19 protein-coding genes are annotated in these 26,099 nt (G+C 62.2%); 13 read left to right on the plus strand and 6 right to left on the minus strand.

Translation table 11 applies throughout. The annotated features are described in order from the left end of the window. Positions 1 to 7 precede the first annotated feature (7 nt). Both IFJ82_RS04955 and IFJ82_RS04960 read left to right on the plus strand, forming a co-directional pair. Positions 8 to 421, plus strand: coding sequence for an EVE domain-containing protein (locus IFJ82_RS04955; protein WP_192265798.1), 414 nt, complete (start codon positions 8 to 10; stop codon positions 419 to 421). Positions 422 to 734: 313 nt separating this feature from the next. Then, positions 735 to 1,580 (plus strand): EcsC family protein, encoded by an 846-nt coding sequence (locus tag IFJ82_RS04960; protein WP_040510975.1) that lies wholly within the window; start codon positions 735 to 737, stop codon positions 1,578 to 1,580. A gap of 50 nt (positions 1,581 to 1,630) precedes the next feature. On the opposite strand, the gene IFJ82_RS04965 is transcribed toward IFJ82_RS04960, so the two are convergent. Both IFJ82_RS04965 and IFJ82_RS04970 read right to left on the minus strand, forming a co-directional pair. After that, complete coding sequence (locus tag IFJ82_RS04965; RefSeq protein WP_003621177.1) at positions 1,631 to 1,819, minus strand: hypothetical protein; 189 nt, start codon at positions 1,817 to 1,819, stop codon at positions 1,631 to 1,633. A gap of 14 nt (positions 1,820 to 1,833) precedes the next feature. Beyond that, the gene (locus tag IFJ82_RS04970) at positions 1,834 to 2,808 is read right to left on the minus strand and encodes a 2-hydroxyacid dehydrogenase (RefSeq protein WP_192265800.1); all 975 of its coding nucleotides are present in this window, start codon (positions 2,806 to 2,808) and stop codon (positions 1,834 to 1,836) included. A gap of 123 nt (positions 2,809 to 2,931) precedes the next feature. On the opposite strand from IFJ82_RS04970, the gene aat reads away from it, so the two are divergent. The 4 genes from aat to IFJ82_RS04990 all read left to right on the plus strand — a co-directional run bounded on the left by aat (position 2,932) and on the right by IFJ82_RS04990 (position 5,539). Continuing rightward, positions 2,932 to 3,600: a leucyl/phenylalanyl-tRNA--protein transferase gene (gene aat, locus IFJ82_RS04975; RefSeq protein WP_075595329.1), complete on the plus strand. Its 669-nt coding sequence runs from the start codon at positions 2,932 to 2,934 to the stop codon at positions 3,598 to 3,600. Positions 3,601 to 3,671: 71 nt separating this feature from the next. Beyond that, positions 3,672 to 4,361: a hypothetical protein gene (locus tag IFJ82_RS04980; RefSeq protein WP_003621171.1), complete on the plus strand. Its 690-nt coding sequence runs from the start codon at positions 3,672 to 3,674 to the stop codon at positions 4,359 to 4,361. After that, positions 4,358 to 4,993 (plus strand): hypothetical protein, encoded by a 636-nt coding sequence (locus tag IFJ82_RS04985; RefSeq protein WP_075624043.1) that lies wholly within the window; start codon positions 4,358 to 4,360, stop codon positions 4,991 to 4,993. Before IFJ82_RS04980 ends, IFJ82_RS04985 begins: the two co-directional genes overlap by 4 nt. A 237-nt stretch (positions 4,994 to 5,230) precedes the next feature. Beyond that, the gene (locus tag IFJ82_RS04990) at positions 5,231 to 5,539 is read left to right on the plus strand and encodes a hypothetical protein (protein WP_003621167.1); all 309 of its coding nucleotides are present in this window, start codon (positions 5,231 to 5,233) and stop codon (positions 5,537 to 5,539) included. A 98-nt stretch (positions 5,540 to 5,637) separates the two neighbouring features. Here IFJ82_RS04990 and IFJ82_RS04995 read toward each other — a convergent pair whose 3' ends face one another. Together IFJ82_RS04995 and IFJ82_RS05000 are read right to left on the minus strand one after the other, a co-directional pair. Then, positions 5,638 to 6,141, minus strand: coding sequence for a peroxiredoxin (locus IFJ82_RS04995; protein WP_003621165.1), 504 nt, complete (start codon positions 6,139 to 6,141; stop codon positions 5,638 to 5,640). A 98-nt stretch (positions 6,142 to 6,239) separates the two neighbouring features. Further along, positions 6,240 to 9,293 (minus strand): bifunctional [glutamine synthetase] adenylyltransferase/[glutamine synthetase]-adenylyl-L-tyrosine phosphorylase, encoded by a 3,054-nt coding sequence (locus IFJ82_RS05000; protein ID WP_192265801.1) that lies wholly within the window; start codon positions 9,291 to 9,293, stop codon positions 6,240 to 6,242. Positions 9,294 to 9,313: 20 nt separating this feature from the next. Here IFJ82_RS05000 and IFJ82_RS05005 point away from each other — a divergent pair, with 20 nt between their 5' ends. Further along, positions 9,314 to 12,670, plus strand: coding sequence for an AsmA-like C-terminal region-containing protein (locus tag IFJ82_RS05005; RefSeq protein WP_192265803.1), 3,357 nt, complete (start codon positions 9,314 to 9,316; stop codon positions 12,668 to 12,670). A gap of 833 nt (positions 12,671 to 13,503) precedes the next feature. Further along, complete coding sequence (locus IFJ82_RS05010; protein WP_225578787.1) at positions 13,504 to 14,646, plus strand: FAD-dependent oxidoreductase; 1,143 nt, start codon at positions 13,504 to 13,506, stop codon at positions 14,644 to 14,646. Positions 14,647 to 14,960: 314 nt separating this feature from the next. Here the strand turns inward: IFJ82_RS05010 and IFJ82_RS05015 are convergent, their stop codons facing one another. Both IFJ82_RS05015 and IFJ82_RS05020 read right to left on the minus strand, forming a co-directional pair. After that, positions 14,961 to 16,262 (minus strand): MFS transporter, encoded by a 1,302-nt coding sequence (locus IFJ82_RS05015; protein WP_192265807.1) that lies wholly within the window; start codon positions 16,260 to 16,262, stop codon positions 14,961 to 14,963. A gap of 94 nt (positions 16,263 to 16,356) precedes the next feature. After that, entirely contained in the window at positions 16,357 to 17,694 is a 1,338-nt protein-coding gene (locus IFJ82_RS05020) for a dicarboxylate/amino acid:cation symporter (protein ID WP_075596046.1), read from the minus strand. A gap of 253 nt (positions 17,695 to 17,947) precedes the next feature. Here IFJ82_RS05020 and IFJ82_RS05025 point away from each other — a divergent pair, with 253 nt between their 5' ends. The 5 genes from IFJ82_RS05025 to IFJ82_RS05045 all read left to right on the plus strand — a co-directional run bounded on the left by IFJ82_RS05025 (position 17,948) and on the right by IFJ82_RS05045 (position 26,089). After that, positions 17,948 to 19,225 carry a DNA recombination protein RmuC gene (locus IFJ82_RS05025; RefSeq protein ID WP_062809932.1) on the plus strand — a complete coding sequence of 426 codons (1,278 nt, stop codon included), beginning with the start codon at positions 17,948 to 17,950 and terminating at the stop codon, positions 19,223 to 19,225. 52 nt (positions 19,226 to 19,277) lie between these two features. Further along, entirely contained in the window at positions 19,278 to 20,015 is a 738-nt protein-coding gene (locus IFJ82_RS05030; RefSeq protein ID WP_040510971.1) for a response regulator transcription factor, read from the plus strand. Next, positions 20,002 to 21,426, plus strand: coding sequence for a sensor histidine kinase (locus tag IFJ82_RS05035; protein WP_003621146.1), 1,425 nt, complete (start codon positions 20,002 to 20,004; stop codon positions 21,424 to 21,426). The genes IFJ82_RS05030 and IFJ82_RS05035 overlap by 14 nt, the downstream gene beginning before the upstream one ends. Positions 21,427 to 21,614: 188 nt before the next feature. Continuing rightward, positions 21,615 to 24,797 carry an efflux RND transporter permease subunit gene (locus IFJ82_RS05040; RefSeq protein WP_062809152.1) on the plus strand — a complete coding sequence of 1,061 codons (3,183 nt, stop codon included), beginning with the start codon at positions 21,615 to 21,617 and terminating at the stop codon, positions 24,795 to 24,797. Continuing rightward, the gene (locus tag IFJ82_RS05045) at positions 24,794 to 26,089 is read left to right on the plus strand and encodes an efflux RND transporter periplasmic adaptor subunit (protein WP_003621137.1); all 1,296 of its coding nucleotides are present in this window, start codon (positions 24,794 to 24,796) and stop codon (positions 26,087 to 26,089) included. Before IFJ82_RS05040 ends, IFJ82_RS05045 begins: the two co-directional genes overlap by 4 nt. The last annotated feature ends 10 nt before the right edge of the window (positions 26,090 to 26,099 follow it).

Here is a 26,099-nt window from a genome sequence, read left to right on the forward strand (position 1 = left end):
AACGGGCATGGCCTACTGGCTGGTGAAATCGGAACCTGATGCGTTCTCATGGGATGAACAGGTTGCCAATAATGTCGAACCCTGGACGGGGGTGCGCAACCATCAGGCAAAGAAGAACCTGATGGCGATGGCTGTGGGCGACCTGGCATTTTTCTATCACTCCAATGTCGGGCGGGAAATCGTGGGCGTGGTGGAAATCGTGCGCGCGGCCTATCCCGACCCGACTGCCCCGCAGGGGGGATGGGTCTGTGTCGATGTGCGTGCGGTGGGACCGATGCCCACCCCTGTCACGCTGGTACGGATCAAGGCAGACCCCGTTCTGTCCGACCTTGCGCTGGTGCGGCAGTCGCGCCTGTCTGTTGTGCCGGTGTCGGATGCGCACTGGTCCCATCTGTGCCGGATGGGGGGATGGGCGGCATGATGGGCCGGGTGTGCCCTCCCCCGGCCTTATTGTGGTACCGCTTGAGTAGTTAAGGGTGGCGCAACGGCGTGCAGGGCGGCGATTTTCCCGCCTTGCGCGTTGATGTCGCACGGTGGCCCGGCTTTTTACGCGGGGCCGCCCGGCGGCAGGCGAATTGCCAAAGGCATGGTATGATGTTCAAAACCAGCAGACCGGTCAGCGTGCATGCGCCCGCCGGTGTCCCGGCCCAGCACGGCGATGTGCGGCGGGGATGCCGGTGGACAGGGCATGGACAGCGCGACCACACGGCACCATCAGGCAAAGGGGCATGGCAATGAGTATAGGTACCGGAAGCGAGTTGGCGCCGATGGCATTGGACAGCACGTCGATGACCGAACTCCAGCAGGCACTTGAGCGTGTGGAGAGTGGGCGTGGCGTGATTGTCCGCCTTGCGGACCTGATGGGCGGCGCGGTGGGACAGGCGGCGCGGCTTGGTGTGCGCAGCCTTGGCATGGCACCCGCCTTTCAGGCAAAGCTCCAGTCCGTGGCGGAATCCGCGATCACGCGTGCGTTTGATGCTGCCATCCTTGGCATGAAACCGACCGAGGACGCCCGTGCCGAACCCGGCGCCCTGTCGCAATGGCGTGACCCGGCGGTCCGCACCGCGGTGGCGGTGTCGGGCGCGGTGGGCGGCTTTACGGGGCTGCCGGGACTGGTGGCCGATGTCGGGTTCACCACCATGACCATCATGCGCGAAATCGCGCGAATCGCCCGGGAACAGGGCGAGGACCTGTCCACGGCAGAGGCGCGGACGGCCTGCCTAGAAGTGTTCGCATTACGGGCGTTTCCATTCGCCGCGCGCGATCAGGAAAGCGAGCTTGGATATTTCTCTGCCCGCGCGATGCTGCGGGGGCGTCCGGTCGTCATGCTGATCAGCGAGGTCGCGACCCATTACGGCCTTGGCCTGTCGCGCAAGCTCGCGGTGCAGATGATGCCGGTGGCGGGCGCGCTGTGTGGCGCATCGCTCAATTCCGCCTTCCTTGCGCATTACCGTGCGGTGGCGCAGGCCCATTTCACCATCCGTCGGCTGGAGCGTGAATTCGGGCCGGAGGTGCGGCGCACCGCGCAGGACATGCGCACCCATGTCGCAACCCAGGCGGCGGCAGGCGTGCAGGCCTGATATCTCCATCCCCCTCCGGCGGTGCGTCATGTCACCGCCGGAGGGGAGAATTATTTTCCCGCCGCATCCGGCACGGTTGGGGTGCGATCGCGCCGCGTGATGCCCAGCACCAGCGCGACCATCGCGAACGCCAGGTAAAATCCCTCCAGCGTCCGGCAGTAACCCGACATGTGGGGGAAAATGACTTCGGTGACATAGGTTCCCGCCATGAAGGCGAGGAATACACCCGCGATACCCATGATCCGTCCGTCCTTCAGGCTGTAACAGGTGTGGGCAGCGGCCGGTTGGCCAATGCCGCCTCGATATTATCCACCGCCAGCATGCCCATGTCGGTGCGGGTTTCCATCGTAGCGCTGCCGACATGTGGTGTCGCGAAGACATTGGGCAGGTCCAGCAGCCGCCGGTCCGGGGTGGGTTCGTTACGGAACACATCCAGGCCCGCCGCCGCGATTTGTCCATCACGCAGGGCGGCGATCAATGCCTGTTCATCCACCAGCGCGCCGCGTGCGGCATTGACGAAAATCGCACCGCGCGGCAACAGCGCCAGCATCCGCGCGTTGATCATGCCGTCCGATGCCGCCGATGCCGGCAGATGCAGCGACAGGATGTCGCAATGGGGCAACATTTCTTCCGGCGTTGCGAAATACTGCGCGCCATGTTCGTCTTCGGCGCCAAGGCGGCGACGGTTGGAATACAGGATTTTCATGCCGAACCCCCGTGCGCGCTGCGCCACCGCACGCCCGATGCGCCCCATGCCGATGATGCCCAGCGTCTTGCCCGTCACGCGAACACCCAGCATTTCATCCATCGCCAGCCCACGTCCCCAGCCCTGTTTCATCAGGTCGCGATATTCCGCAGCCCGCCGCGACGCGGCAAGGATCAGCATGAGTGCAAGGTCCGCATTACAGTCTGTCAGGACATCGGGCGTATTGCTCAGCGCGATCCCGCGTCCGAGGATGGCGGGAATGTCGAGATGGTCTGTCCCCACGCTGACGGTGGCGATGACGCGCACGGATGGCGGAAGCTGTGCTACGTCTGTCGCGCGTATTGGCAGGGGGGAGGACACCATGATGGCCTCTGGCGCGAATTCCCGTGCCGCCGCGACAAGCTCTGTTGGCGTCATCTGCGTTTCAGGGATGGCGAACAGGGTGAAATCCTTTTGCAGGCGCGCCATCACGGCAGGCGTCTGGCGCTGGCCAAGGAGCAGGCGGGGACGAGGAGGGGCCATGGTAAAACGTCTTCCCTTGTTAACAGAATGGCGATTGGCGGCTTGTCCGCAAGCGGGCTCCGGCCCTATGACGCGGGACGTGAGGTCCGGTTACGGTGCAAGCGGGAGGGTTATCCGAAGATCATGACGGGTCAAGGGGAAGTGCTGGAGATCACGCCAGATCTGATGATCCGTGCCTATTGCATCGGCCTGTTCCCCATGGCGCCTGACGCGGGGTCGGCGGAACTGGAATGGTATGACCCGCCGATGCGTGGGGTTTTGCCGCTTGACGCGTTTCACGTGCCGCGCAGGCTGTACCGTACGGTCATGTCCGGCCGGTTCGAGGTCGTCTCGGACCGTGATTTCCGCGCCACCATCATCGCATGCGCGCAACCCGCACCGGGGCGGGAACAGACATGGATCAACACGCGGATCATCGACCTGTTCTGCGCGCTGCATGACATGGGATATGCCCACAGCGTGGAGGCATGGCGCGACGGGCGGATGGTCGGTGGCCTGTATGGCGTGTCCATCGGGGGCGCGTTCTTTGGTGAAAGCATGTTCAGCCGTGAACGCGATGCCTCCAAGGTTGCGCTGGTGCATCTTGTGGCGCGGTTGCGGGTGGGGGGATACGGGTTGCTTGATACGCAGTTCGGCACATCCCACCTCGCGACGTTTGGCGGGCTGGAGATTCCGGCAGCGCACTACAAGCGTCAGCTTGGCCATGCCATTGCAATGCAGGCGTCATGGCCCGGTGTCGATCATGGTCCCGAAATCGCGGCAGCCATGCATGCAATCCGTGCCGGAGGTTGACACGGCCCGTCCTGCGGGGTTGGGTCAGCGCGACATCACGATGGGGGAAAACCATGACGGAAGCAGTGTTTATGCATGATAAAGCGCCTGCCGCCCCACGTCGCGCGGTGGCGTGGCGTCTGGCGCTGCTGTCGGCGCTGCTGGTATCGGGCATGGGCCGTGGTCTGGCGCAGGCGCAGGGCACGGCCCCGCCGCAGGACGCCACCATCCCCCCCGTGGGCGAACATCCCCCCCTGACACCCACGCGCGACGTGCAGGTCGATTACGACGTGCAGCCTGATGGCATGCCCGAACCCAAGCGGGTGCGAACATGGTTCGCCCAGAATGGTGGCCTGATGCGAATCGACAGCCCGCAGGGAATGGGGGAGACGGTCCTCAATCGCATGACCCGCCAGGTCACGATCATCATCAACACGCAGAAGATCTACAGTCAGCTGGATGCCCGTTATGGTATCAGCAACCCGTTCCTGCTGGACCTGTCCATGTCATTTTCGCGCAAGGGCACATCCAGTATCGCGGGGGTGGCGTGCACCGAATGGGACGTGCGCACCGACCAGGGTACCGCCGTCGCCTGCGTGACGGAGGACGGCGTGATCCTGCGTGAGGTCGGGGTCGATGGCGATGGGCTGAAGGGACGGATCGAGGCCGTGCATGTAGTGTACGGGCCGATTGCCCTCGATATGTTCCAGCCCCCTGCGAATTACCGTCGCATTGACCCGCCACCACCGCCCGGCACCCCGAAGGGAGGGGAAAAGAAATGAACATGACATCAGCGACACGCCGTTTCGGACCCGTCATGCGCGCCTGCCTCGTCAGTGCGGTGGCAGGTGTGCTGGCAACCCTGCCTGCTGGTGGCGTGCATGCCGCCGATACCACCGATACCACGGCGCAAAGTCCCTTTGTCACCCCACAGCACGATGTGGACGTGACCTATACGATCTATCCGCCCCATGCATCGCAGATGTCGCTTAAACAGCGCATGCGCTGGTCAGAGGCACGGATGACGCAACGTATCGACCCGGGCAATACCGATACCTATATGATTACCGATTACCGGGCGAAGACGCTGACGGTGATCGACCCGGACCGGCGGATCAGGACCATTGTTCCCGCGCCGGGTGCGGCCTCTGTCGATCCATCACGCCGGGCGGAAGGGACATGGCTGCGTACCGGCAGCGCGACGGTGGCAGGCCATGCCTGTACCCTGTGGCAGACCAGTGATACCGACCAGCGCCAAAGCGAGATCTGCTATACCGATGATGGTGTCATGCTGCAGGTCGTGCGCGATGGCAAGGTGATGGTCCAGGCCACCACCATAGATACCGCGCCACAGGATTCCACCACGTTCGATGTGCCCTCCGGCCTGAAGGAAGTCCGGGCCGCCAACCCCTGAGGGCGGGTTTCTGGCCCGTCCGGACAATCTGCCTGTCCGATAAGGACTGGCGGTTTATAACGGCTGTTTTTTCCGGATATTTTCCCGATGCCCCCATGCGCGAGGGGGCAGGGAGACGCGCCCGCGCGGGTTTATGGCGCGAAAGGGGCGGGACGTGCCTGCAAATCGCCATGACCGCGATGTTACCTGTTCCCACGGCCGTCCCCCGACGGCATGGGTCAAGGGAGTTTCAGGGGCATGCGCGGTTTTATGCGGATAATGATGGTTGTGCCGGTGGTGGGGGGGATGCTGTTTGCCGCCCCATCCATGGCACAGGCCCACAGGGGCGCGGGTGATGCGTTTGTGGGGGGACTTGTCGGCGGGCTGGTGGGTGGAATGGTCGAAGGCGCCGTCATGAACGCCTATGGCCCGCCGCCACCACCCCCGCCGCCGCCCCGCCCGATGATGTATTACGCCCCACCGATGGCCTATGGGCCGCCCCCTCCGCCGCCGCCGGGTCCGTATGGTGGTTATGGCGGCGGGTATTACGGGCCGCCGCCTTACTGATGCATGCGGCGGGGGCGGTATCGGGCAGTCAGTGGCAGCCCATCAGGTGCCAGTCCATCAGGTCGCCGCCCATCAGGTTGCCGGTCGTGCGTGTCCGCTCACTTTCCAGCGCGCAGGGCGTGGACGGCCTTCATCACGGCGGCGACGTGGCCCGTCACCTTGACCTTGCGCCATGCCTGCACCAGCCGGCCCTGCGCATCGACCAGGAAGGTCGCGCGTTCGATCCCCATATAGGTCCGGCCATACATGGATTTTTCGATCCATACGCCATAGGCCTCCGTCACCGCGCCTGTGGCGTCGGAGGCCAGGGGGAAGGACAGGTTCTGTGCATCCGCGAATTTCTCGATTGCGGGCATGGCATCGCGTGACACGCCAATGACGGTGATGCCGTCTTCCTTGCCCAGGTCCGACAGAGCTTCCTGAAAGCCACAGGCTTCCTTGGTGCAGCCCGACGTATTCGCCTTGGGATAGAAATACAGGACGAACGGCTTGCCCCGCAGTGCCGACAGGCTGACATGGCGGTCATGGCTTGCCGCCATGTCGAAATCGGGCACCGGTGCGCCGGGTTCGGGAAAGACGGGGGGTGAAGTCTCGTTCATCATGAAATGCCTTCGAAAGTCATCATGGGGTGCAGGGAGGGGGACACCCGCCATGCTGTTGTGTTTGTGTGGGGCTTTGTGCCGTTGCGCAATGGTTTCCTTCATGTCCCATCGTCGATGTTTCCGATGGGCGGCAATGGGCCGATCAGGCGGACGAACGTATCGCGCACACGTTGCGCCATGTCATCCATGCGCGCCAGCATGCCCTGTTCGTCGCGGGCATCGAGTTCGCGCATCATGATTTCCTGGGCCGCGGGGGGCAGCGCATCGGGAATTTCGGTACCCATCAGGATGCGCAGCATGCTTTGCGCCGAACGCCAGAACAGGTCCGCCCGCCGCAGCAGGCGCGCATCGGCGGCCGACAGCATCCCCGCGCGCGCCAGCCGTGTGAATGCCATGCGCGTGCATGGGGAACGCGCGCCGGGGGCAGCGGCAAGGAGTTGCAGGCCCTGTGCGATGAATTCGACCTCCATCAACCCACCCGCACGGCGTTTTATGTCCCACGGTCCCTGTGGCGGCAGGTCGCGCATCAGGCGTGCGCGCATGGAACAGACATCCGCGCGCAACGCATCTGCATGCAGCGCGCGTGCATTGCCGCTGGTGCCATCAAGTGCGGTGTCGATGGCCGCACGCAGGCGTTCGGCCATCGCGGGCGCACCCGCGATGATGCGCGCACGTGTCAGGGCCATGCGTTCCCACGTCCATGCCGATTCCGCATGGTAACGGCGGAACGACGACAGCGACACCGCGACCGGTCCCTTCGATCCCGACGGACGCAGGCGCATGTCGGCCTCATACAACGGCCCTTCGGCCCCCGGTGCGGTCAGCGTGGCGATGAAGGCATGCGCCAGCCGCACGTAATAGGTACCCGCCCCCAATGGCCGTGCCACCGGCGCGCCTGTTGCACGGCGCGTGCGTGGCACCACGCTTTCCATCACATCATCGGGGTGATCGAACACCAGCATCAGGTCAAGGTCGGACCCCGGCATCATCTCGCGCGATCCGGCCTTGCCCATCGCCACCACTGCCATCGCCCCGCCGGGCACGTGACCATGGCGTGCGCGGTGTTCGGTCATGACGGTGCGCAAAAGCCCGCGCATGACCGCATCGGCCATCGCGGTGCGCACACGCGCGGTGCGGTCCTCCGTCATGCGATGTTCCAGGCGCGCGACGGACAGGCGGAATTCCTCCCCACAGACCAGCCCGCGCAGCACCGGCAGCAGGCGTTCAGGTCCCATCGCCTGCGCCACATGCTGGCGTACCAGCAGTACGGCGGCACGTGCGGTGTCGTCCGCTGCCTCGATCGTGCTGGCATCCAGCAATCCGTCCAGTGCGGAGGGCGCCTGCGCCAGATGGTTGGCAAGGAACGCGGAACAGTCGAGTACGGTCATGATCCGGCGCACCAGCGCGGGATTGCGTTCCAGCAGCGACAGGAACTGCACCCCCGCCCATTGCCGTTCCAGCAGCGTGTCAAAGCGGCGCAGCACCGTCAGCGGATCGCGCCGCGCCCCGATTTCACGCAATATCCCCGGCAACAGGCGATGGAGCAGCATCCGTGCGCGGTCCGAACGCAGGGCGCGCAGGCGGTTGGTATCCCACCGTTGCAGGATGCCGCGCGCCGCGTCGAGCGTATCGGGTGCAAAGCCGGCCTGTTCAAGGTGCTCGCCCACCTGTGCGTCCTCTGGGGCGATGGTGTCGTCGGGACGGCCAGGTTCGGAGAACTGGTGTTCGAAAATGCGGCGCGACTGCTGCATGACGGGCAACATGGCGCGGGCGAGGGCGGGGCCGTCCACCTCATTCATGAAAATGGCGAACTGTGCGAATCTGTCGGTGGTTTCGGGCAGTTTGTGCGTCTGGTGGTCGGCGCGCATCTGCAGGCGATGTTCGACCTGTCGCATCATGTGATAGTTGCGCGACAGGATTGTGTATTGCGCATGCGTAATCAGTTCCGCCTGTGTCAGGTGCCGCAACGCACCCAGCGTCGTGGGGTCGCGCAGGTCGGGCCTGCGCCCACCCCAGACCAGTTGCAGCGCCTGTGCCACGAACTCCACTTCGCGGATGCCACCCTGGCCCAGTTTCACATCATGGCCCAGCAACCAGTCACGCATCGCGTCCGCGCAGGCGGGGGTGTCCGTCGCCATGTCGAGCAGCCCGCCACGCCCGGCATTCCGGTGCCTGTCGATGCGTGCTTTCATGTCATGGATGTCGTCAATCACCGCGAAATCAAGATGACGCCGCCAGACGAAGGGATGGATCGCGGCAAGGAAACGCTGTCCCGCGGCAATGTCGCCTGCGACGGGGCGGGCCTTTATCATGGCGGCGCGTTCCCATGTCCGTCCCATGCTTTCATAATAGGTGATGGCCGTGGGAAACGAGACGGCAAGGGGGGTGGCCGACGGATCTGGGCGCAGGCGCAGGTCGGTGCGGAAAACATACCCATCTGCATCGCGTGCTTCCATCAGGCCGACAAGGTCGCTAGTCATGCGGACGAAGATACGCCGCAGGTCCTCGTGTTCGGGGTGGCAGGCCGGGTCGTAAAGGACGATCAGGTCGATATCGGAGGAGTAGTTCAGTTCCCGCGCGCCCAATTTCCCCATGGCCAGGACGACAAAGCCGCTGCCGCGTGCAGCGTCGTCCGGGTCAGGCAGAACCAGATGGCCTGCATCATGGGCCGTGCGCAGCAGATGTCTGACCGCGACCTGCAGGGTTGTTTCGGCCAGGTGGCTCAGCGCGTGCGTCACCTGTTGCAGCGACCATGCCCCCCCGATATCCGCCAGTGCGATGGTAAGGGCGGCATGCCGCTTGGCCGTGCGCAGGGTATGGGCGATCGCGTGACGGGGCTGCTGTGGCGATTCGGCGCGCATGTCGGCAAGGATGTCGCGCATGACCCGGTCCGGCCCGTCGCGCAGAAGCCGGGCGAAGGTTTCGGTATCGCGTCGCGCAAGGTCCGACAGATAGGGGCTGTTGCCCCCCATGGCATCAAGCATCGCGGCGACAGCAGGCGCAGACAGCCACGCCATGTCCAGCCCGCATTCGGCAAAGGTGCGTTCCATGTCCTCATGCAGCAGATGTGCGCCGCGCGCATCGGCGGCCGGAGGCCAGGTGCAGGCATGCCAGCCGTGATGGAGATCGGGGCTGGTGGGAAGGTGGGACATCTGGGACAACCTGGGCAGCAATGGCGACGGGGCGCAGCGTGGACGCCATGAAGCATGATGGTCAAGACACCCCGCCGCCACCACCCCCGCCGTCCCCCACGCGGGATGTGTGGCTGCGCCTGATCGGGTTGCGTGTGGTGCGTGTGCTGGTCTGGACGGGGCTTGCGTGCATCGTGCTGCCTGCCGTGCTGCTGCTGGCGCTGACGTTGCGGCTGTCAACGGGGCCGATCGACGTGACGCCGATGGTGCGCATGATGACGCCGCTGTCGGTCCTGCATGGGCCGGGGGCCAGCCGGCGGCAGGGACGCCTGACGGTGCGGCAGGTGCGCCTTGGATGGAATGCGCTGCATGCGGGAATACGCAGCCCGCTGGAAGTATGGGCCGATGGCCTGTCCATCATGAGTGCGGATGGCACGCTGGCCAACAGCATCGAGCACGGCCATGTCGTGCTCGACACCCCTGCGCTGGTGCATGGTGACGTGGTGCTGGAACAACTGTCGGTAACTGGTGTCCGCCTTGCGCTGGCGCGTAACCCGGAAGGGGATATCGGTCTTGACCTTGGCCCCGGCACGCCCGAGGACAGCACCCATTCCCACGGACATTCGGTGGACCTGTCGCTGCTGCGGCGGATCATCGTGTCGGATGCGCAGGTAAAATTCAGTGACCAGATTTCGCAGCGCGTATGGCGCACGCGCGATGCCTCCGCCAACCTGCATGTCATTTCCCATCAGGGGCAGGTCGGGGCCAGCGGTTCGGTCAGCTTCATGCTGGAGGGCAATGGCAAGCACCTTGTCCTGCGGGGGGAGGGACAGCAGGATGCGCCGGGACGCATCAACTGGACGCTGAAGCTTGATCCCGTCAGTCCGTCCGCCTTCGCCCCGGGGCAGAAGGAGGTTGCGCCGCTCGACCTGCCGGTGGGCGGGACCTTGCAGGTGTTGCTGGCGTCCGGGGGAGGGGGGCAGTTCATGGCCCCGCGCACACTGGGCGCCTATCTGAAGGTTGGTAATGGTACGGTGGTGACGCGGCGTAACGGGACGGTGCTTGTTGGTGATGGGGAGGCCCATATTGTCGCGTCCTTTGACCCCGGCCCGGCCGATGCACCGTTCGACGGCCCCTTTCGCGCCACGTTGGAGAAGATGGTCGTACATCTGCGGGCACCGGGACATGCCGAAGATGACGGCAGCGGCCCGACGCTGACAGCCACGGGGAGCATGCATGCCTCCTCCATGCTGCATCCGCGTGATGTCGGCATCGGCATCTCGGCGGAGGCGCTGGCCCTTGATTTCGCCACGCTGGGTGATTTCTGGCCGCCTGGCGCGATGAAGGGCGCGCGCCGGTGGGTGACGGCGAACATAACGAAAGGCCATGTCAGCGAACTGCAGGCGCGTGTCGGGCTGGTCAGTCACGATGGCTGGGACGGGCTGGACCTGACATCGCTGACGGGTGACATCCGTGCAGAGGGGATGGAGCTGTACTGGCTGCGTCCGATCCCGCCGCTGCATGACATGGATGCCCACCTGACGTTCAAGGGGCCGGACGAAATCGCGATCAGCTTTGGCCATGCCTATCAGCTCGTGGATCGGACGGACCGTCACGTCAATGCGACCGGTATCGGCCGGATCGAGGTCGGGCCGGGATCAATGCTGATTACCGGCCTGATGAAGAAGATCCAGATGGGGGACATCAACACCACCTTGCAGGGCAATGCGCGTGATATCCTTGCCCTGCTGGCTGAGCCGAGGCTGAACGTGCTGTCACGCCACCCGATGAGCTTTACCTCCCCCTCCGGCAAGGCCAATGTCTCGCTGCATATCGCGCTGCCCCTTGATGCGCATGTCAAGCTGGCGCAGATCGACCTGCGCACGCATACCGACCTGGCACAGGTGCATCTGGGCAATGTGGTGATGGGCCGTGCCCTCGACAGCGGGCGTTTCGGGATCGACGCCTCGATCGACGGGCTGATGCTCAAGGGAACGGGGAACCTGTCGGGCATACCCTCCACCATCCTGTATACGATGGATTTCCGGTCCGGGCCGTCTGACCGCGCGGTTGAAAGCGCAAGCGTGCAGGGATACCTGACGCCCGGCGGTGTGCGTCGCGCCGGATTGGACATGGGCGAGCATTTCGGGGGCAGCGCCGCGCTGGATGTGGATTATGACCGTTATCCCGGTGGGCGGGCGCAGGTGGATATCGACCTCGACCTCAAGCACGCATCGCTTACCATTCCGATCTGGAGCAAGCGTGTGGGCGAAGATGCCAATGCGTCCGTGGTCATCAACCTTGACCACGGGCATGTGTCCTCCATCGAGGACATACGCGCGGCGGGTCCGGAACTTCTGATTGATGGGCATGCCGAAACGGCGGAGGGAACGGGCAGGCGCCTGATCCTGCACGGGTTCCGCGTGGGACGTTCGAACGGGAACGCGATTATCACCATCCCGGCGGGGGAGAAGGAGCCATATGGCGTATCGGTTGCGGCCCGGGTGCTCGACCTGTCGCCGTTGCTGACCTATCAGCGGCAGGCCGGGGCGACGGCCGATGGTGGTACCGCCGCCGCCCCGGCCAAGGGGTATCACATGCCCGAGGCCGCGAGTGGACGGGTGAAAAGCGCGCCGGGGCGGAGCTGGAACATCAATGTCGATGCCCGCACCGTCTTTTATACCAAGACACAGTCGATACAGGGTGTGCGCAGCCATCTGGAGGATGATGGCGTGCGGCTGACGCGCGCGTCATTTTCCATGACCGGGCCGACGCCTGCCTCCGCCACGCTGACGCCCGATGGCAAGAGCCGGGTGCTGTCGATGCATATCGCGGACCTTGGCGCGTTGCTTAAGGACATGAAGCTGGGGGATCGTATGGAGGGGGGACAGGTCGATCTGGAGGGAACATTCGATGACATGGATGCCAGCGCACCCTTTTCCGGTAATCTGACGACCGGGCCATTCGTCCTGCGGCAGGTGCCCACCGTGGTGCGTATGGTCAACAATGCCTCCATCTATGGCTGGATGAAGGCACCCCATGCACCGGAATTCGAGGTCGAACACGTCAAGATGCCCCTGACGTTTCGGGACGGTGTGGTCAATATTACCGATGGCCTCGTCAGCAATACGTCACTTGGGGCGACGGTTGCGGGGCGTATCAACCTGGATACGGCGACGCTTGACCTTGACGGGACAATCATCCCGGCCTTTGCCGTCAATGCGGCCCCCGGACACCTGCCGGGCGTGCTGGGTTGGCTGTTCAGCCCGGAAAAGAATGGTGGCGTGGTGTCGGCCACGTATCAGATCAACGGACCGTTCGATAACCCGAACGTGCATGTCAATCCGTATGCCCTGCTATTGCCCGGGTTCCTGCGCGACCTGGCCCATATCCATTAAGAGATTGTTTGAAAACAAGTACTTGATAAAAAAACAAGAAAAGTTTTTGGGTGCTGCTTTTTTTCAAAAGGGCGGCGTCTTCTGAAGCTTTTTAGAAAAAGCTTCACCAAAAACCTTTATAATTTCAGGGTGTTATCGAGCCTGACTTTTCAAACAGTCTTTAAGGTATCCCAAAATTCATGTCGTTATCAGGGATTGTTCGGGGAATGCCTTGCATTGATGAGGGAATGAAACAGTTTTGAAACGTTGCCGTATTTTTAACAAGAGGCGATGTCTTTTGATGTGATCTGGTGAAAACCGCCAAAAATTTGTTATTTCAGGCAGTTGAGTATTTTGACATTCCAAACGGCCTTTCAGTTTTTTGGGAGGTCTCATTTCAACATGCGTCCGTATAACTTATTGTAATCATGCGGTGTTTTTTTTGCGGGCTCTGTTTTCTGGAAGCGGCCTGAAGATATTGTATGTTTTGAAAAATTCGCCAGCTATCCAAAGTTTTTCCATTTCTTGGGAATTGTTCAAAAACAAATCATTGATAAAAAAAGAAAAGTTTTGGGTGCTGCTTTTTTTCAAAAAGGCGGCGTCTTCTGAAGCTTTTTAGAAAAAGCTTAACCAAAAACATTTATAATTTCATGATGTTATTGATCCTGCCTTTTCGGGTGGCCTCTTGCCCAACACCCTGTTGTCAGGCAGCCTCTTGAAAATAGGATTGCAAATTGCGGGCTTGTTGGGTGGCCGAAATTAAACCAATAATACGGTGTCCTTTTTTCTTTAACATTACTTGAAATGAAGTGTCCCCTTTCATGACGCGTCTTTTTCATCGTCGAAACGCACTGATGACCGCCGCTTCGCTGGCGGGGCTTTCCGCCCTGCCGGGATGTGCCGGTGCCCGCTCCCGCCGGTATGACCTGGACGCGGATGTGCGTCATATCCCGGTCATCCGGGCGCGTACGGACCGGATTGACCGTATCACGGTCTGCCTGCGTCCCTTCCGCGCCTCCGGGCCACGCCTTGGGGTCGAGCAGGTCGGGCGCAAGTCCGTGGTCCACAATTATGGCCATGGGGGAAGTGGCTGGTCGCTGTCATGGGGAACGGCGCAGCTTGCGGTGGAACGTGCGGTGACGGCATCCGGGCAGAAGGTGGGCGTGATTGGGTGCGGTGCGATCGGCCTGACCACCGCCATCGTTGCGCAGCAGGCGGGCGCGCAGGTGACGATCTATGCGCGCGAAATGCCGCCCTTCGTCCGTTCCGCCCGGGCTTCCGGAAGCTGGACGCCCGCGTCACGGATTGCGAAGACCAGCGACCTGACCCCGGAATTTACAGCACGGTGGGAGAGGATGGCCCGTTATTCCTTCTCCTGTTACCAGAACCTTCAGGGGTTGCCGGGAAATCCTGTCGAATGGGATACGTTTTATGGCCTGCAGGCGCGCGCACGTCGGCCGGTTTCGCCCGATCCCATCGGTTTCGCCGAAATGAACGACCGTTTGCGTGATATCGAACCGCAGGGGAACACGATCCCTGTCCATGACGGGCGCCTGCCCTATGACGAGGTGCGCAAGCAGCCGAACCTGATCTTCAACGTCACGACCTATACCGATTATCTCATGCGCCAGTTTTTTGAGCGTGGGGGCAAAATCCGTACCATGACGCTGCATCATCCATCAGAACTTACGGCGTTGCCGGAACCTGTCTTCATCAACTGCACCGGCTATGGTGCCCGTGCATTGTGGAATGACCAGAGCATCATTCCCATCCGGGGGCAGATCGCCTGGCTGATTCCGCAGCCCGAGGCGTTGTTCAGCATGGAATATGACAATGTCTATGTCGTGTCGCGGCGTGACGGTATCGTCGTGCAGTGGCAGGGGGAGGATATGGGGCATGGGTATAACCGCACTGATGAAACCCCAGATCTTGACGAGGCGCACAAGGGCGTCTCCATCATCAACGGTCTGTATAAAGGCATGGGATACAATGTCTGAGAGACTGTTTGAAAAGTCAGCCTCGATAACATACTGAAATTATAAAGATTTTTGGTGAAGCTTTTTCTAAAAAGCTTCAGAAGACGCCGCCTTTTTGAAAAAAGGCGGCACCCAAAAATTTTTCTTGTTTTGTATCAATGGCTTGTTTTCAAACAATATCTGAGCAGCGACCCGTAAAGAGGGCGCAGCAAAACAGTGTGCAATAAAACATTACGAACATGAAATATGCTTCGGGTCGGCCGCACCTAACGCTTTGGAAAGACGTTGCCTGTTGATGGGAAGGAAACGTCTGGAAACGTTTGTTTTACAACGGTCTATGCCTCTGTGGTGATTGCATCCCGCGATGGCAGCAAGAACAGCACCGTCAGCAAAGAACAGGCGATGCAGCCCGTGACATACCAGTAAAACCAGTCCTCATGCCCGGCCTGTTTGAACCACAGGGCCACATATTCCGCCGTTCCGCCAAATATGGACACCGTCAGCGCATAAGGCAGCGCCACGCCAAGGGCGCGGATACGCGCGGGAAACAGTTCTGCCTTGACCACCGCGTTGATGGATGTGTAGCCCGAAATGCACAGCAGCGCCGTAACCAGCAGCAGCAGTGCCGTCACGGGGGAATGGGCATGCGCCAGTGCGTGCATCAACGGGACGGTGACGCTGCATCCGATGATCCCGAATGACAGCAGCATCGGCCGCCGCCCGACACGATCCGACAGTGCGCCAAAAAGGGGTTGCGCCAGCGCGAATGCGGCAAGTGCGGTGGTGGAGATGACCGTCGAGGCTTCTTTGGTCAGGCCGGTCGTGTTGACGAGGTATTTTTGCATATAGATGGTGAAGGTATAGAACGCGACCGTCCCGCCAAGCGTCAGGCCACAGACGGAGACGACCTCTCTCGGGTGATGCAGCAGCACGCGCAGGCCGCCTTTTGCCGCCGGGTCGCGGGTTGCCCTGCTGAACTGCTCGCTTTCGGCCATGCCGCGCCTGAACCATAATACCGACAGCGCCAGCAGCGCGCCGATGCCGAACGGGATGCGCCACCCCCATGCCCCGATCTGTTGTGGTGTCAGTACAACGAACTGCAAGACCAGCAGCACGACAAGGGCGAGCAACTGCCCGGCCACCAGCGTGACGTACTGGAAACTGGCATAAAACCCGCGTTGCGCCGGGGGGGCGATTTCCGACAGGTATGTGGCGCTGGCGCCGTATTCCCCACCAAGGCTGAGTCCCTGCACCAGGCGTGCAAGCAGCAGGATGGCCGGCGCCAGGACGCCGATGCTGTCATATCCGGGACACAGCGCGATCGTCAGTGACCCCACGCACATCGCCAGCACTGACGTGCTGAGCGCAAAGCGACGTCCGTTCCGGTCGGCCACCAGCCCCATGATCCATCCCCCGATCGGGCGCATCAGGAACCCGATGGCAAAGATCGCCGCACTACGCAGAAGTTCTGCGGTCTGGTTCCCATGGGGGAAGAACGCATGGGCGAAATACAGCGAAAATGCCGCATAAACGTACCAGTCGTAATATTCGATCAGGTTGCCTGATGATCCGGCGATGATGCTGTGTATCCGCTGGCGCGTGGTCAGCGGGACATGGGGCGTGGGGGTGATGTCCATATAATTCCGAACGGTCCTGCGTCTGGGATGGAAGGGGGAGGTCTCTGCGATAATGCGAATATGATGAAGGCATTACGTCAAGTATTGTGTTGCGTCAGGCGTTGTAAGGCCCGGCGTTCAGGACCGGGCGATCGGCCTCATCTTCGGGGATGGTCCCGCTCAACGCGGCATGCAGGCGTTTTGTGTCCAGTTCATTTTCCCATCGCGCCAGTACAAGGGTGGCAACCGCATTGCCGATGATGTTCGTCAGCGACCGGCATTCCGACATGAAACGGTCGATCCCCAAAATCAGGGCCATGCCGCTGACGGGGACATCGGGTACCACCGCAAGTGTGGCCGCCAGTGTGACGAATCCCGCACCCGTCACGCCTGCCGCCCCTTTGGAACTGATCATCGCGACAAGCAGGAGTGAGACCTGCTGCCCCAGGTCCAGATGCACCCCGGTCGCCTGTGCAATGAACAGGGCGGACAGCGACATGTAGATATTGGTGCCATCCAGGTTGAAGGAATATCCCATGGGCACCACCAGCCCGACAACAGACGGCGCACAGCCTGCGTTCTCCATCTTGGTCATCAGTGTGGGCAGCGCGGATTCCGATGAACTCGTGCCCAGAACGATCAGCAGCTCTTCGCGCAGGTAGGCCAGCAGCGGCAGGATGCGAAACCCGTTATACCGCGCGACCAGTCCCAGCACGACAATGATGAACAGCGCCGACGTGGCGTAGAAAGTGGCGACAAGGAACGCAAGGTCCAGCACGGAACCGATGCCAAAACGCCCGATGGTGAACGCCATCGCCCCGAACGCCCCGACCGGTGCGGCCAGCATCACGAGCCGTACGACCCCAAAGACAAGTTCGGTCAACTGCTTGAACAGCGACAGGACCGCATGTCCGCGCGCGCCCATATGCGACAGGCTGATGCTGAACAGGATCGCAATCAGCAGCACTTGCAGGATATCACCCGAAACAAAGGCGCTGAGTACGGTGTCGGGGATGATGTTCAGCATGAACCCGCTGAAGGAATGGGCCTGTGCGCGCGCCACGAACGCGGCAACGGACTGGGTATCCAGTGTCGACAGGTCTGCATGCACACCTGCGCCGGGCCGCACGATATTGGCCACCAGCATCCCCACCACCAGTGCAAGGGTGGAAAATGTCAGGAAATAGACCATCGCCTTCCCCGCAAGGCGCCCGGCCTTGCCAAGGTCCGACAGGCCCGCGACACCGGTGACGACCGTCAGGAAAATGACCGGCGGGATGATCATCTTGACCAGCCGGATGAATCCATCGCCCAGCGGACGCAGCGCGGTTCCCGCATGGGGCCAGAAATGGCCGACCGCAATGCCTGCGACAACCGCAACGATGACCTGGAAATACAGGCTCCGAAACAGGGAACGCCGCTTTGGCGCGGTTGGCGGGGACACGTCGATCATGGTTGGCGCCTTGGTCAGGAAATCAGGTCCGGATGTGCCGGGAAAACGCGGAAGGGGATGCAGCCTATCGCGCCCCTGGCATATCGGGGATTGAAAAACTGGTGACCTGCCCGGAGGTAAAGGCCACAGCCGACATAGCATGAAGGGCAGATATTCCAAAAATGTATGGTCGGCCTGTTATATCTGCATTACAGGCTGTGGACATGGTTTGTTCTTTTGAATGGGAATCAATGGCTTTGGGGGGATATCAACCTTGTTCGATACGCTGAGCACGATCGCGATCTGGGCATCCGCGCTGGGGGCGGGGCTTGCGTGCCTGCTGCTGCTGGTGCTGCTGCGCCAGCGTGGGGACGGGCGCGGCGAAGAAGACCTGCTGGCGCGGCTGTATGTCATGATGGAGCGTGAAGGCACCGCCCGCATGGCCGATGCGCAGAACCAGCGCGGGCACCTTGCAGAGGTCGAACGCGTCCTGACCAGCCGGATCGAGCAGCGCCATCAGGACACATCCCAGGGCCTGGGACGCATCGCCAGTATCGTCAGCCGCGAGATGGGGGAAATGCGCCTCAGCCAGTCCGAGGCCCTGCGCATGATGGCCGCCGAGAGCGCCAGCCAGCTTGAGGCCATCCGCAGTGCAGTCAATGAGCGCCTGCACGAAGCGGTCGAGCGTCAGATGCAGACTTCGTTCCAGCGTGTACTGGAACAGCTTGCCGCCATGCAGAAGGCGATGGGCGAAGTCTCGGCCATGACCGCGCAGGTGGGCGATCTCAAGCGGCTGTTTTCCAACGTCAAGACGCGCGGCGGGTGGGGGGAGGCACAGTTGCGGGCCATCCTTGATGATGTGCTGCCCGAAGGGGCATACGAAATGAACTGCCGCCTGAGCGACAAGAGCCGCGATGTGGTGGAATTCGCCGTGCGTATGCCCGTCAAGGCATCCGTGCCCCCATTGCTGGCGATTGATTCCAAGTTCCCGACCGAGGCGTATGAACGGCTGTTGCAGGCGGTCGAGGACGTCAATCCCGACGCCGAACGCGCGGCCCGCCGCGCGCTGGAGACGACGTTGCGCATCGAGGCGCGCAAGATCGCGGCCAAATATATCCAGCCCCCCGTGACCGTGGAATTCGCCGTCCTCTACCTGCCGACCGACGGGCTGTATGCGGAGGTCGCGCGCATTCCCGGCCTGATTGACGAAATCGGCCGCACCAGCCGTGTCATCATCATGGGGCCGGGCCTGATGCCTGCGATGCTGCGTACGATTCACCTTGGCTATGTCACGCTGGCGCTGGAAAAGCGTACGGACGATATCGCCCGCCTGCTGGGGGCCACGCGGCAGGAAATGCTGCGGATGGATGACGTGCTTGAAAAACTGGCGCGCAATGCATCCGCCATGACGAATTCGATCGACGAGGCGCGGCGCCGTACCGGTATCGTGACGCGACAGTTACGCGACCTTGACACCGCTTCGTTCGTTGGGGACATGACGGAAGATCCCCTGTGCGAGGCAACCCCGCCTGTCGCCGCGCCGTTCGAGTGAAAGGGATTTTAATAGGCGCACGCCGCCTCCCTCGCGCATATTCGGAGATGCAATGATAGGTCCCACACCCCCTGATCGCGTTGACACCATGCCCCCCCCGGCCACGTCCACCGGGCCAAGCGTGCTGTTGGTTGAAGATGACGTCAAGATTGCGCAGGAAGTGGTGGAGGAACTCGAAAGTCGCCGTTTCCGGGTCCGTCATGAGGTGTCCGGCTCCCTGGGGCTGGAGGTCGGGCTTGCCCATGATTTCGACGTGATGATCGTCGATCGCATGCTGCCCGAACTGGATGGCCTCAGCCTGATTGAAACGTTGCGCGAACGCCGGGTGCGTGCGCCCGTGCTGGTGCTTTCCGCATTGTCGGCGGTCGATGACCGTGTCAGCGGCCTGAAGGCTGGCGGCGACGATTACCTGACCAAGCCCTTTGCGATGGAGGAACTGGCCGCGCGGCTGGAGGCGCTGCTGCGCCGTCCCAATAACTCGCGCGAGACGATGTTGCATGCCGGCCCGCTGGCGATGGACCTGATCGAACGCACCGTGACCCGCAATGGGGAACTGATCGAGCTGCTGCCGCGCGAATTCCGGCTGCTGGAATACCTGATGCGCAGGCCCGACCAGGTGCTGACGCGCAACATGCTGCTGGAGGATGTGTGGAATTACCGCTTCATCCCGCAGACCAACCTTGTTGACGTGCATATCGGCAAGCTGCGGCGCAAGGTGGATGAACCCGGTGCGCCCTCGCTGATCCAGAGCATACGCGGTGCCGGGTTCATGCTTCGTGTTTCAAAATGAACTGTTCCGCACCGCGACATTCCGCCTGACACTGGCGGTTGTCGCGGCCATGATCGGGTCCGCCGCGTTCCAGTTCTTCCTGGGCTACAGCCAGGCCACCGTGTTCGAGGCGCGGCGTTCGGACACATTGCTGTATCGCGAAGCCGCCCTGCTGCAGACCGAAAGCGCCGAGGATCTGGAACGCAAGGTCCGTGACCGCGCGACCGATGACCTGCGCGTCATCATGAATGTCACGACGCTGTTCAGTCAGGACCATCAGTATATCGTGGGCGACCTGCATAACTGGCCCGCCGGGCTGGTGGCGGACGGCCATGTCCATGAAATCAACATCAAGCCCCCCGTCAGGGCCACGCCGACCGATCATTCCCCGGGTGTCCTGCGCATGCTTGCGGTCGGGGTGCGCGGCGGGCGTGTCCTTGTGCTGGGGCGAAGCTGGCATATGCGCAGTGAACTGCGCCTGATGATGCGCCATTCGCTGCTGGTGTCGATCGTGCCCACGGTGCTGTTCGCGCTGATGACCGGCATCGTGCTCAGCCACCGTGCGCTTGCCCGCGTCAAGGACATGCACGAGGCCATCGACCGCATCATGGAAGGCGACCTGCACGAACGCCTGCCCGCCGGCCGACAGCGTGACGACCTCCAGCGCCTTGCGGGAAGCGTCAACAGGATGCTCGATCGCCTTGAACGCCTGATGGACGAGATACGTGACGTTGGCAACGATATCGCCCATGATCTGCGCACGCCGCTGACACGGGTGCGCGCGCGTCTTGACCGGGCGCGCGCGGCAGGACATTCGGCAGAGGCGCTGCGCAATGTCATCGCGCGCGCCATTGACGACCTTGACCAGTCCTTTGCCGTCATTACCGCGCTGCTGCGTATTGGTGAGATCGAGAACGGCCGCCGTCGGGTGGGGTTCGCGAGGGTGGACCTCGACAGCCTGGCCGATGACATTATCGACCTTTATGAACCGATTGCCGAAAGCAAGGGCATTACGCTTGCGCATGTGCGCGGACAACGGGTGGGAGAGGTGTTTGGCGACCGCGACCTGTTGATCGAGGTGCTGGCCAACCTGGTGGATAACGCCATGAAGTTCACCCCCGAAGGCGGCCATGTCACGATCCGCACGTCCGAGGACGCGCAGGGTGTGGTGTTACAGGTCGAAGATACGGGAATCGGCATCCCGCCCGAGGAACGAAGGGCGGTGACGGGGCGTTTCTATCGGTCCGACAAAAGCAGGCATGTCCCCGGAAGCGGGCTGGGGCTGAGCCTTGTATGGGCGATCGTGCAACTTCATAACGCCAGCCTGCGTATTGGTGCGGCGCGGTGCGACACTGCCCTGCCGGGTGCGGTTTTCACGATCTGTTTCGCCCCCCTTTCGCACACGCTCATTCCCGGCGAGGAGGCGGCGTGAAGGACATTAAACAGAATTTTCATTTGTCTGGAGCGTTCCTCATTTTAACACCAGATGAGGGATGGAGAGATTATGACGATGCATGAGCAAGCCTTGCCGGGCGCACGCGATGGGAACATCCTGTCCCTGCCCGCAACGGAAAACGCGGCCGATGGCCGCACTCCAGCGCCGGAGGAAATAACCCGCGCATGAATGGTATCGTTGTTACCGCGCTCAAGCGGCCTTACACATTCGTCGTCCTGTCCATCCTGATTGTTGTTTTCGGCGTGCGTGGCCTGCTGCGTACGCCCACCGACGTTTTCCCCAGCATCAATATCCCCGTCGTCGCGATCTGCTGGACCTATACCGGCCTGATGCCGGAGGACATGTCAGGACGTGTCGTCTATTATTATGAACGTGCGCTGACCGCGACGGTCAACAATATCGAACATATCGAAAGCCAGTCCTATTACGGGCGTGGCATCGTCAAGGTCTTCTTCCAGCCCGGCACGGATACCGCCGTGGCCCAGACGCAGATCACATCGGTATCACAGACGGTCATCAAACAGATGCCCGCGGGCATGACCCCGCCGCTGGTGCTGACCTATAACGCGTCCTCTGTCCCGGTGCTGACGTTGCAGGTGTCGTCTGATTCGATGACCGCCTCGCAGATCTATGACATGTCGTCCAACCTGATCCGCCCCGCGCTGGTGTCGGTCGCGGGCGCCGCCATTCCGAACCCCTATGGCGGACAGCCGGGCAACATCATGGTTGACCTGGACCAGACGAAGCTGCTGGCGCATGGCCTGTCGGCAACCGATATCGGCAATGCACTGGGCAAGCAGAACATCGTGCTGCCTGCCGGTGACCAGCAGATTGGCGCCTTCGATTACATGGTGCAGACCAATGCCTCGCCAGAGGTGATCGACACCTTCAACAACATGCCGATCAAGCAGGAAGGTAATTCCGTCGTCTACCTGCGTGATGTGGCATGGGTGCATGCCGGCGGCCCGCCGCAGACCAATATGGTGCTGGTCAAGGGGCACCAGGCGGTCCTGATTGTCATCATGAAAAGTGGTGACGCCTCCACACTTGCGGTCGTCAGCGGGGTCAAGGCGCTGCTGCCGGGTATCATAAAGACGCTGCCGGCCGGGGTGAACATCACCGTGCTGGGCGATGCCTCCACCTTTGTGAAGGAGGCTGTGCGCGACGTGGTGCAGGAAATGGGCACCGCGGCGCTGCTGACCAGTCTGGTCGTGCTGCTGTTCCTCGGGTCATGGCGATCTACGGTCATCATCGCAACCTCCATCCCGCTGGCGATGCTGTGTTCGGTCATCGGGCTGGGGATGGCGGGGCAGACGATCAACGTCATGACGCTTGGCGGGCTTGCGCTGGCGGTTGGTATCCTTGTCGATGACGCCACCGTCATGATCGAGAATATCGACGCCCATCTGGAAATGGACAAGGATCTGGAAACCGCGATCATCGACGCGGCGAACCAGATCGTCATCCCCACCTTCGTCTCCACCTTGTGTATCTGTATCGTGTGGATGCCGCTGTTCCAGTTGACGGGGGTGGCGGGGTGGCTGTTCATGCCGATGGCCGAAGCCATCATCTTTGCCATGATCGCATCGTTCATCCTGTCGCGCACGCTGGTGCCGACGATGGCGAAATACATGCTTGCGGCCCAGGTGGCCGCCCACCATGCGCTGGCGACGGGGCAGGCGGCCCCGTCGCAGAGCATCTTTGCGCGGTTCCAGCGCGGGTTCGAGGCGTATTTCGTCCTTTTCCGCAATCGCTACCGCGAGATCCTGATCCGCCTGCTGGCGACGCGCAGGCGCTTCGTGCCGCTGTTTTCGATACTGGCGTTCTGTTCGCTCGGGCTGCTGTTCTTTGCGGGGCAGGATTTCTTCCCCGAAATCAATTCGAACGCGCTGTCGATCCATATGCGCGCGCCGCTTGGCACCAAGATCGCCGAGGCAGGCAAGATTTCCATGCTGGTGAATGACGAGATCGACCGCCTGCTGCCCGGGGAGGTCGAGGGCATCGTCAATAATTGTGGCCTGCCATTCAGTCCGCTGAACCAGGCCTTCATTCCCACGCCCACCGTCGGCACGCAGGACTGCGACCTGACGGTGACGCTGAAGGATGAGGAAGCGCCGGTTGCGAAATACCGTGCCGTCCTGCGCAAGGGACTGGCGGAGAAATTCCCCGGCACCGAAATCACCTTCATGCCTGCCGACCTGACGGCCAAGATCCTGAATTTCGGCCTGCCCGCGCCAATCGACGTGCAGGTATCGGGCCGTAACCTGTATGGTAATTTCGATTTCGCGCAGCACCTTGCAGCGCGCCTGCGCAAGATTACCGGCGTGACCGACGTTGCGGTGCAGGAACCGATGAATACCCCCACCTTGCGCGTCAATGCGCGCCGGACCTATGCGCTGGGGACCGGCCTGACGGAAGCGGACGTGGCGAACAATGCGCTTGCCGTGCTGTCGGGCAGCGGCCAGGTCGCGCCCACCTATTGGCTGGACCCCAAGACCGGGGTGTCGCATCTGGTGGATATCCAGACACCGTTGCAGTTCCTGCAGACGATGAACGACCTGGAGACGATCCCCATCGACCGGGGGGACGGTAACCCGCGGAACCTGCCGCCGCAGATCCTTGGCGGTCTCAGCCAGATCGTGCAGACCGGCACGCCGGGGGAGGTCGCGCATTACAACATCATGCCGGTCTTCAACATCTATGCCACGAACGAGGGGCTGGACCTTGGCACCGTCTCACGCGAGGTGACGCGTGTGGTGGAGGAGGAGCGCAAGTCGCTGCCCCATGGGTCAAGCCTGTATGTCCGTGGGCAGGCGACGACCATGAACGGCGCGTATGTGCAGCTCATTTCCGGTCTCGCGATGTCGATCCTGCTGGTCTACCTGATCATTGTCGTCAATTTTCAGTCGTGGCTTGACCCCTTCATCATCATCACCGCGTTGCCCGGCGCGCTGGCCGGTATCGCGTGGAGCCTGTTCCTGACGCATACCGCGCTGTCGGTGCCGGCGCTGACGGGGGCGATCATGTGCATGGGCACCGCGACGGCGAACTCAATCCTGGTGGTGTCCTTCGCGCGTGAGCGGATGGACCTGCACGGTGATGCGGTCAAGGCCGCGATCGAGGCGGGATATGAACGTATCCGTCCCGTGCTGATGACCGCATCGGCCATGATTATCGGCATGCTGCCCATGTCGCTGAGCAATTCGCAGAACGCGCCGCTGGGCCGCGCGGTGATGGGCGGACTGATGGTGGCCACGTGCGCCACGCTCCTGTTCGTGCCATGCGTGTTCGCGCTTATTCATTCACGAAAATCCAAGACCACGACTGCCGAGGGAGAACGCGCATGACGGGCGCCGATGATATCAAGGGCCAGCGCGGGCGCGGCGGCAGGATCTGGGTCTGGCTGGGGGTGGTCGTGGTGGCCGTCATCGTTGTCGGCGGGATTGTCGAACGCCGCATGCATGTCGAAAGCCTGAGCCGCCAGACAGCCGATGCCGCCATCCCGCGCGTGCAGGTGATCGAGCCGGAACACGGGCCAAAGACACGCACGCTGGACCTGCCGGGCAATATCTCCGCATGGTACCAGGCCCCGATCTATGCGCAGGTCTCGGGCTATGTGCAGATGTGGTACAAGGATATCGGTGCGAATGTGAAGGCAGGCGAAATCCTGGCCACGATCGACACGCCGGGCCTTGATGCGCAGTATGCCGCGTCCAAGGCCAATTTCGACGTTGCAATGGCCCGTTACAAGCTGGCGCAGATCACGGCGAAACGCTGGAAGGCGTTGCAGGGCACGCAGGCTGTCTCTCAGCAGGAGGTCGATGTGCAGGCCGCCAATGCCGAGGCGCAGGCCGCCGAGGTCGAGGCCGCCCGACATGAGGTGTCGCGTTATGCCGCGCTGATCGGGTTCAAGCAGATCGTCGCCCCGTTTGATGGTGTGGTGACATCACGTCTGGCTGACGTGGGTGATTATGTGAATGCGGGCGGTGGGGATGTCTCCTCCCACGGGACGGCAAGTGAGCTGTTCAGTGTGGCGGACGTGCATCGCATGCGTATCTTTGTGTCCGTGCCACAGGATTATGCCGACATCATCGGGCCCAAGCTGACGGGCGACATCACCGTGCCGCAATATCCGGGACGGGTCTTCAAGGCGAAGTTCCTTGCCACGGCCAAGGCGTTCAATGCCTCCACCCGCACGGTGACGACCGAACTGGTGGTTGATAATGACAAACGTGAACTGTGGCCCGATTCCTATGCCACCGTGCATTTCACCGCGCCGGGGGACCCTGATATCCTGATCCTGCCCGAAGGTGCGCTGCTGTTCCGTGCGCAGGGCATGCAGGTGGCGGTGGTCGATGACCATAACCGCATCAGGCTGCGTAATGTCACCGTGGGTACGAACCTTGGCACCAAGGTGCAGATACTCGCGGGCGTGGGGCTGCATGACCGTGTGGTCAACAACCCGTCTTCCGGCCTGCTGGAGGGACAGGAAGTGTATCTTGTCGGCTCCACCCCCGGATATAACGATGTCGGTGCGTCCGCGATGGCGAAGACCCCGGCGCGTGAAAGCACGAAGGACGACGATGTCCGGGCCATGCCCGCGGATCAGGGGGCGACGGACGCCGGGGCGCGCCGATGAGGGGCGGCCT

Origin of the sequence: Novacetimonas hansenii, assembly GCF_014843995.1 — a bacterium.
Classification (GTDB): domain Bacteria; phylum Pseudomonadota; class Alphaproteobacteria; order Acetobacterales; family Acetobacteraceae; genus Novacetimonas; species Novacetimonas hansenii.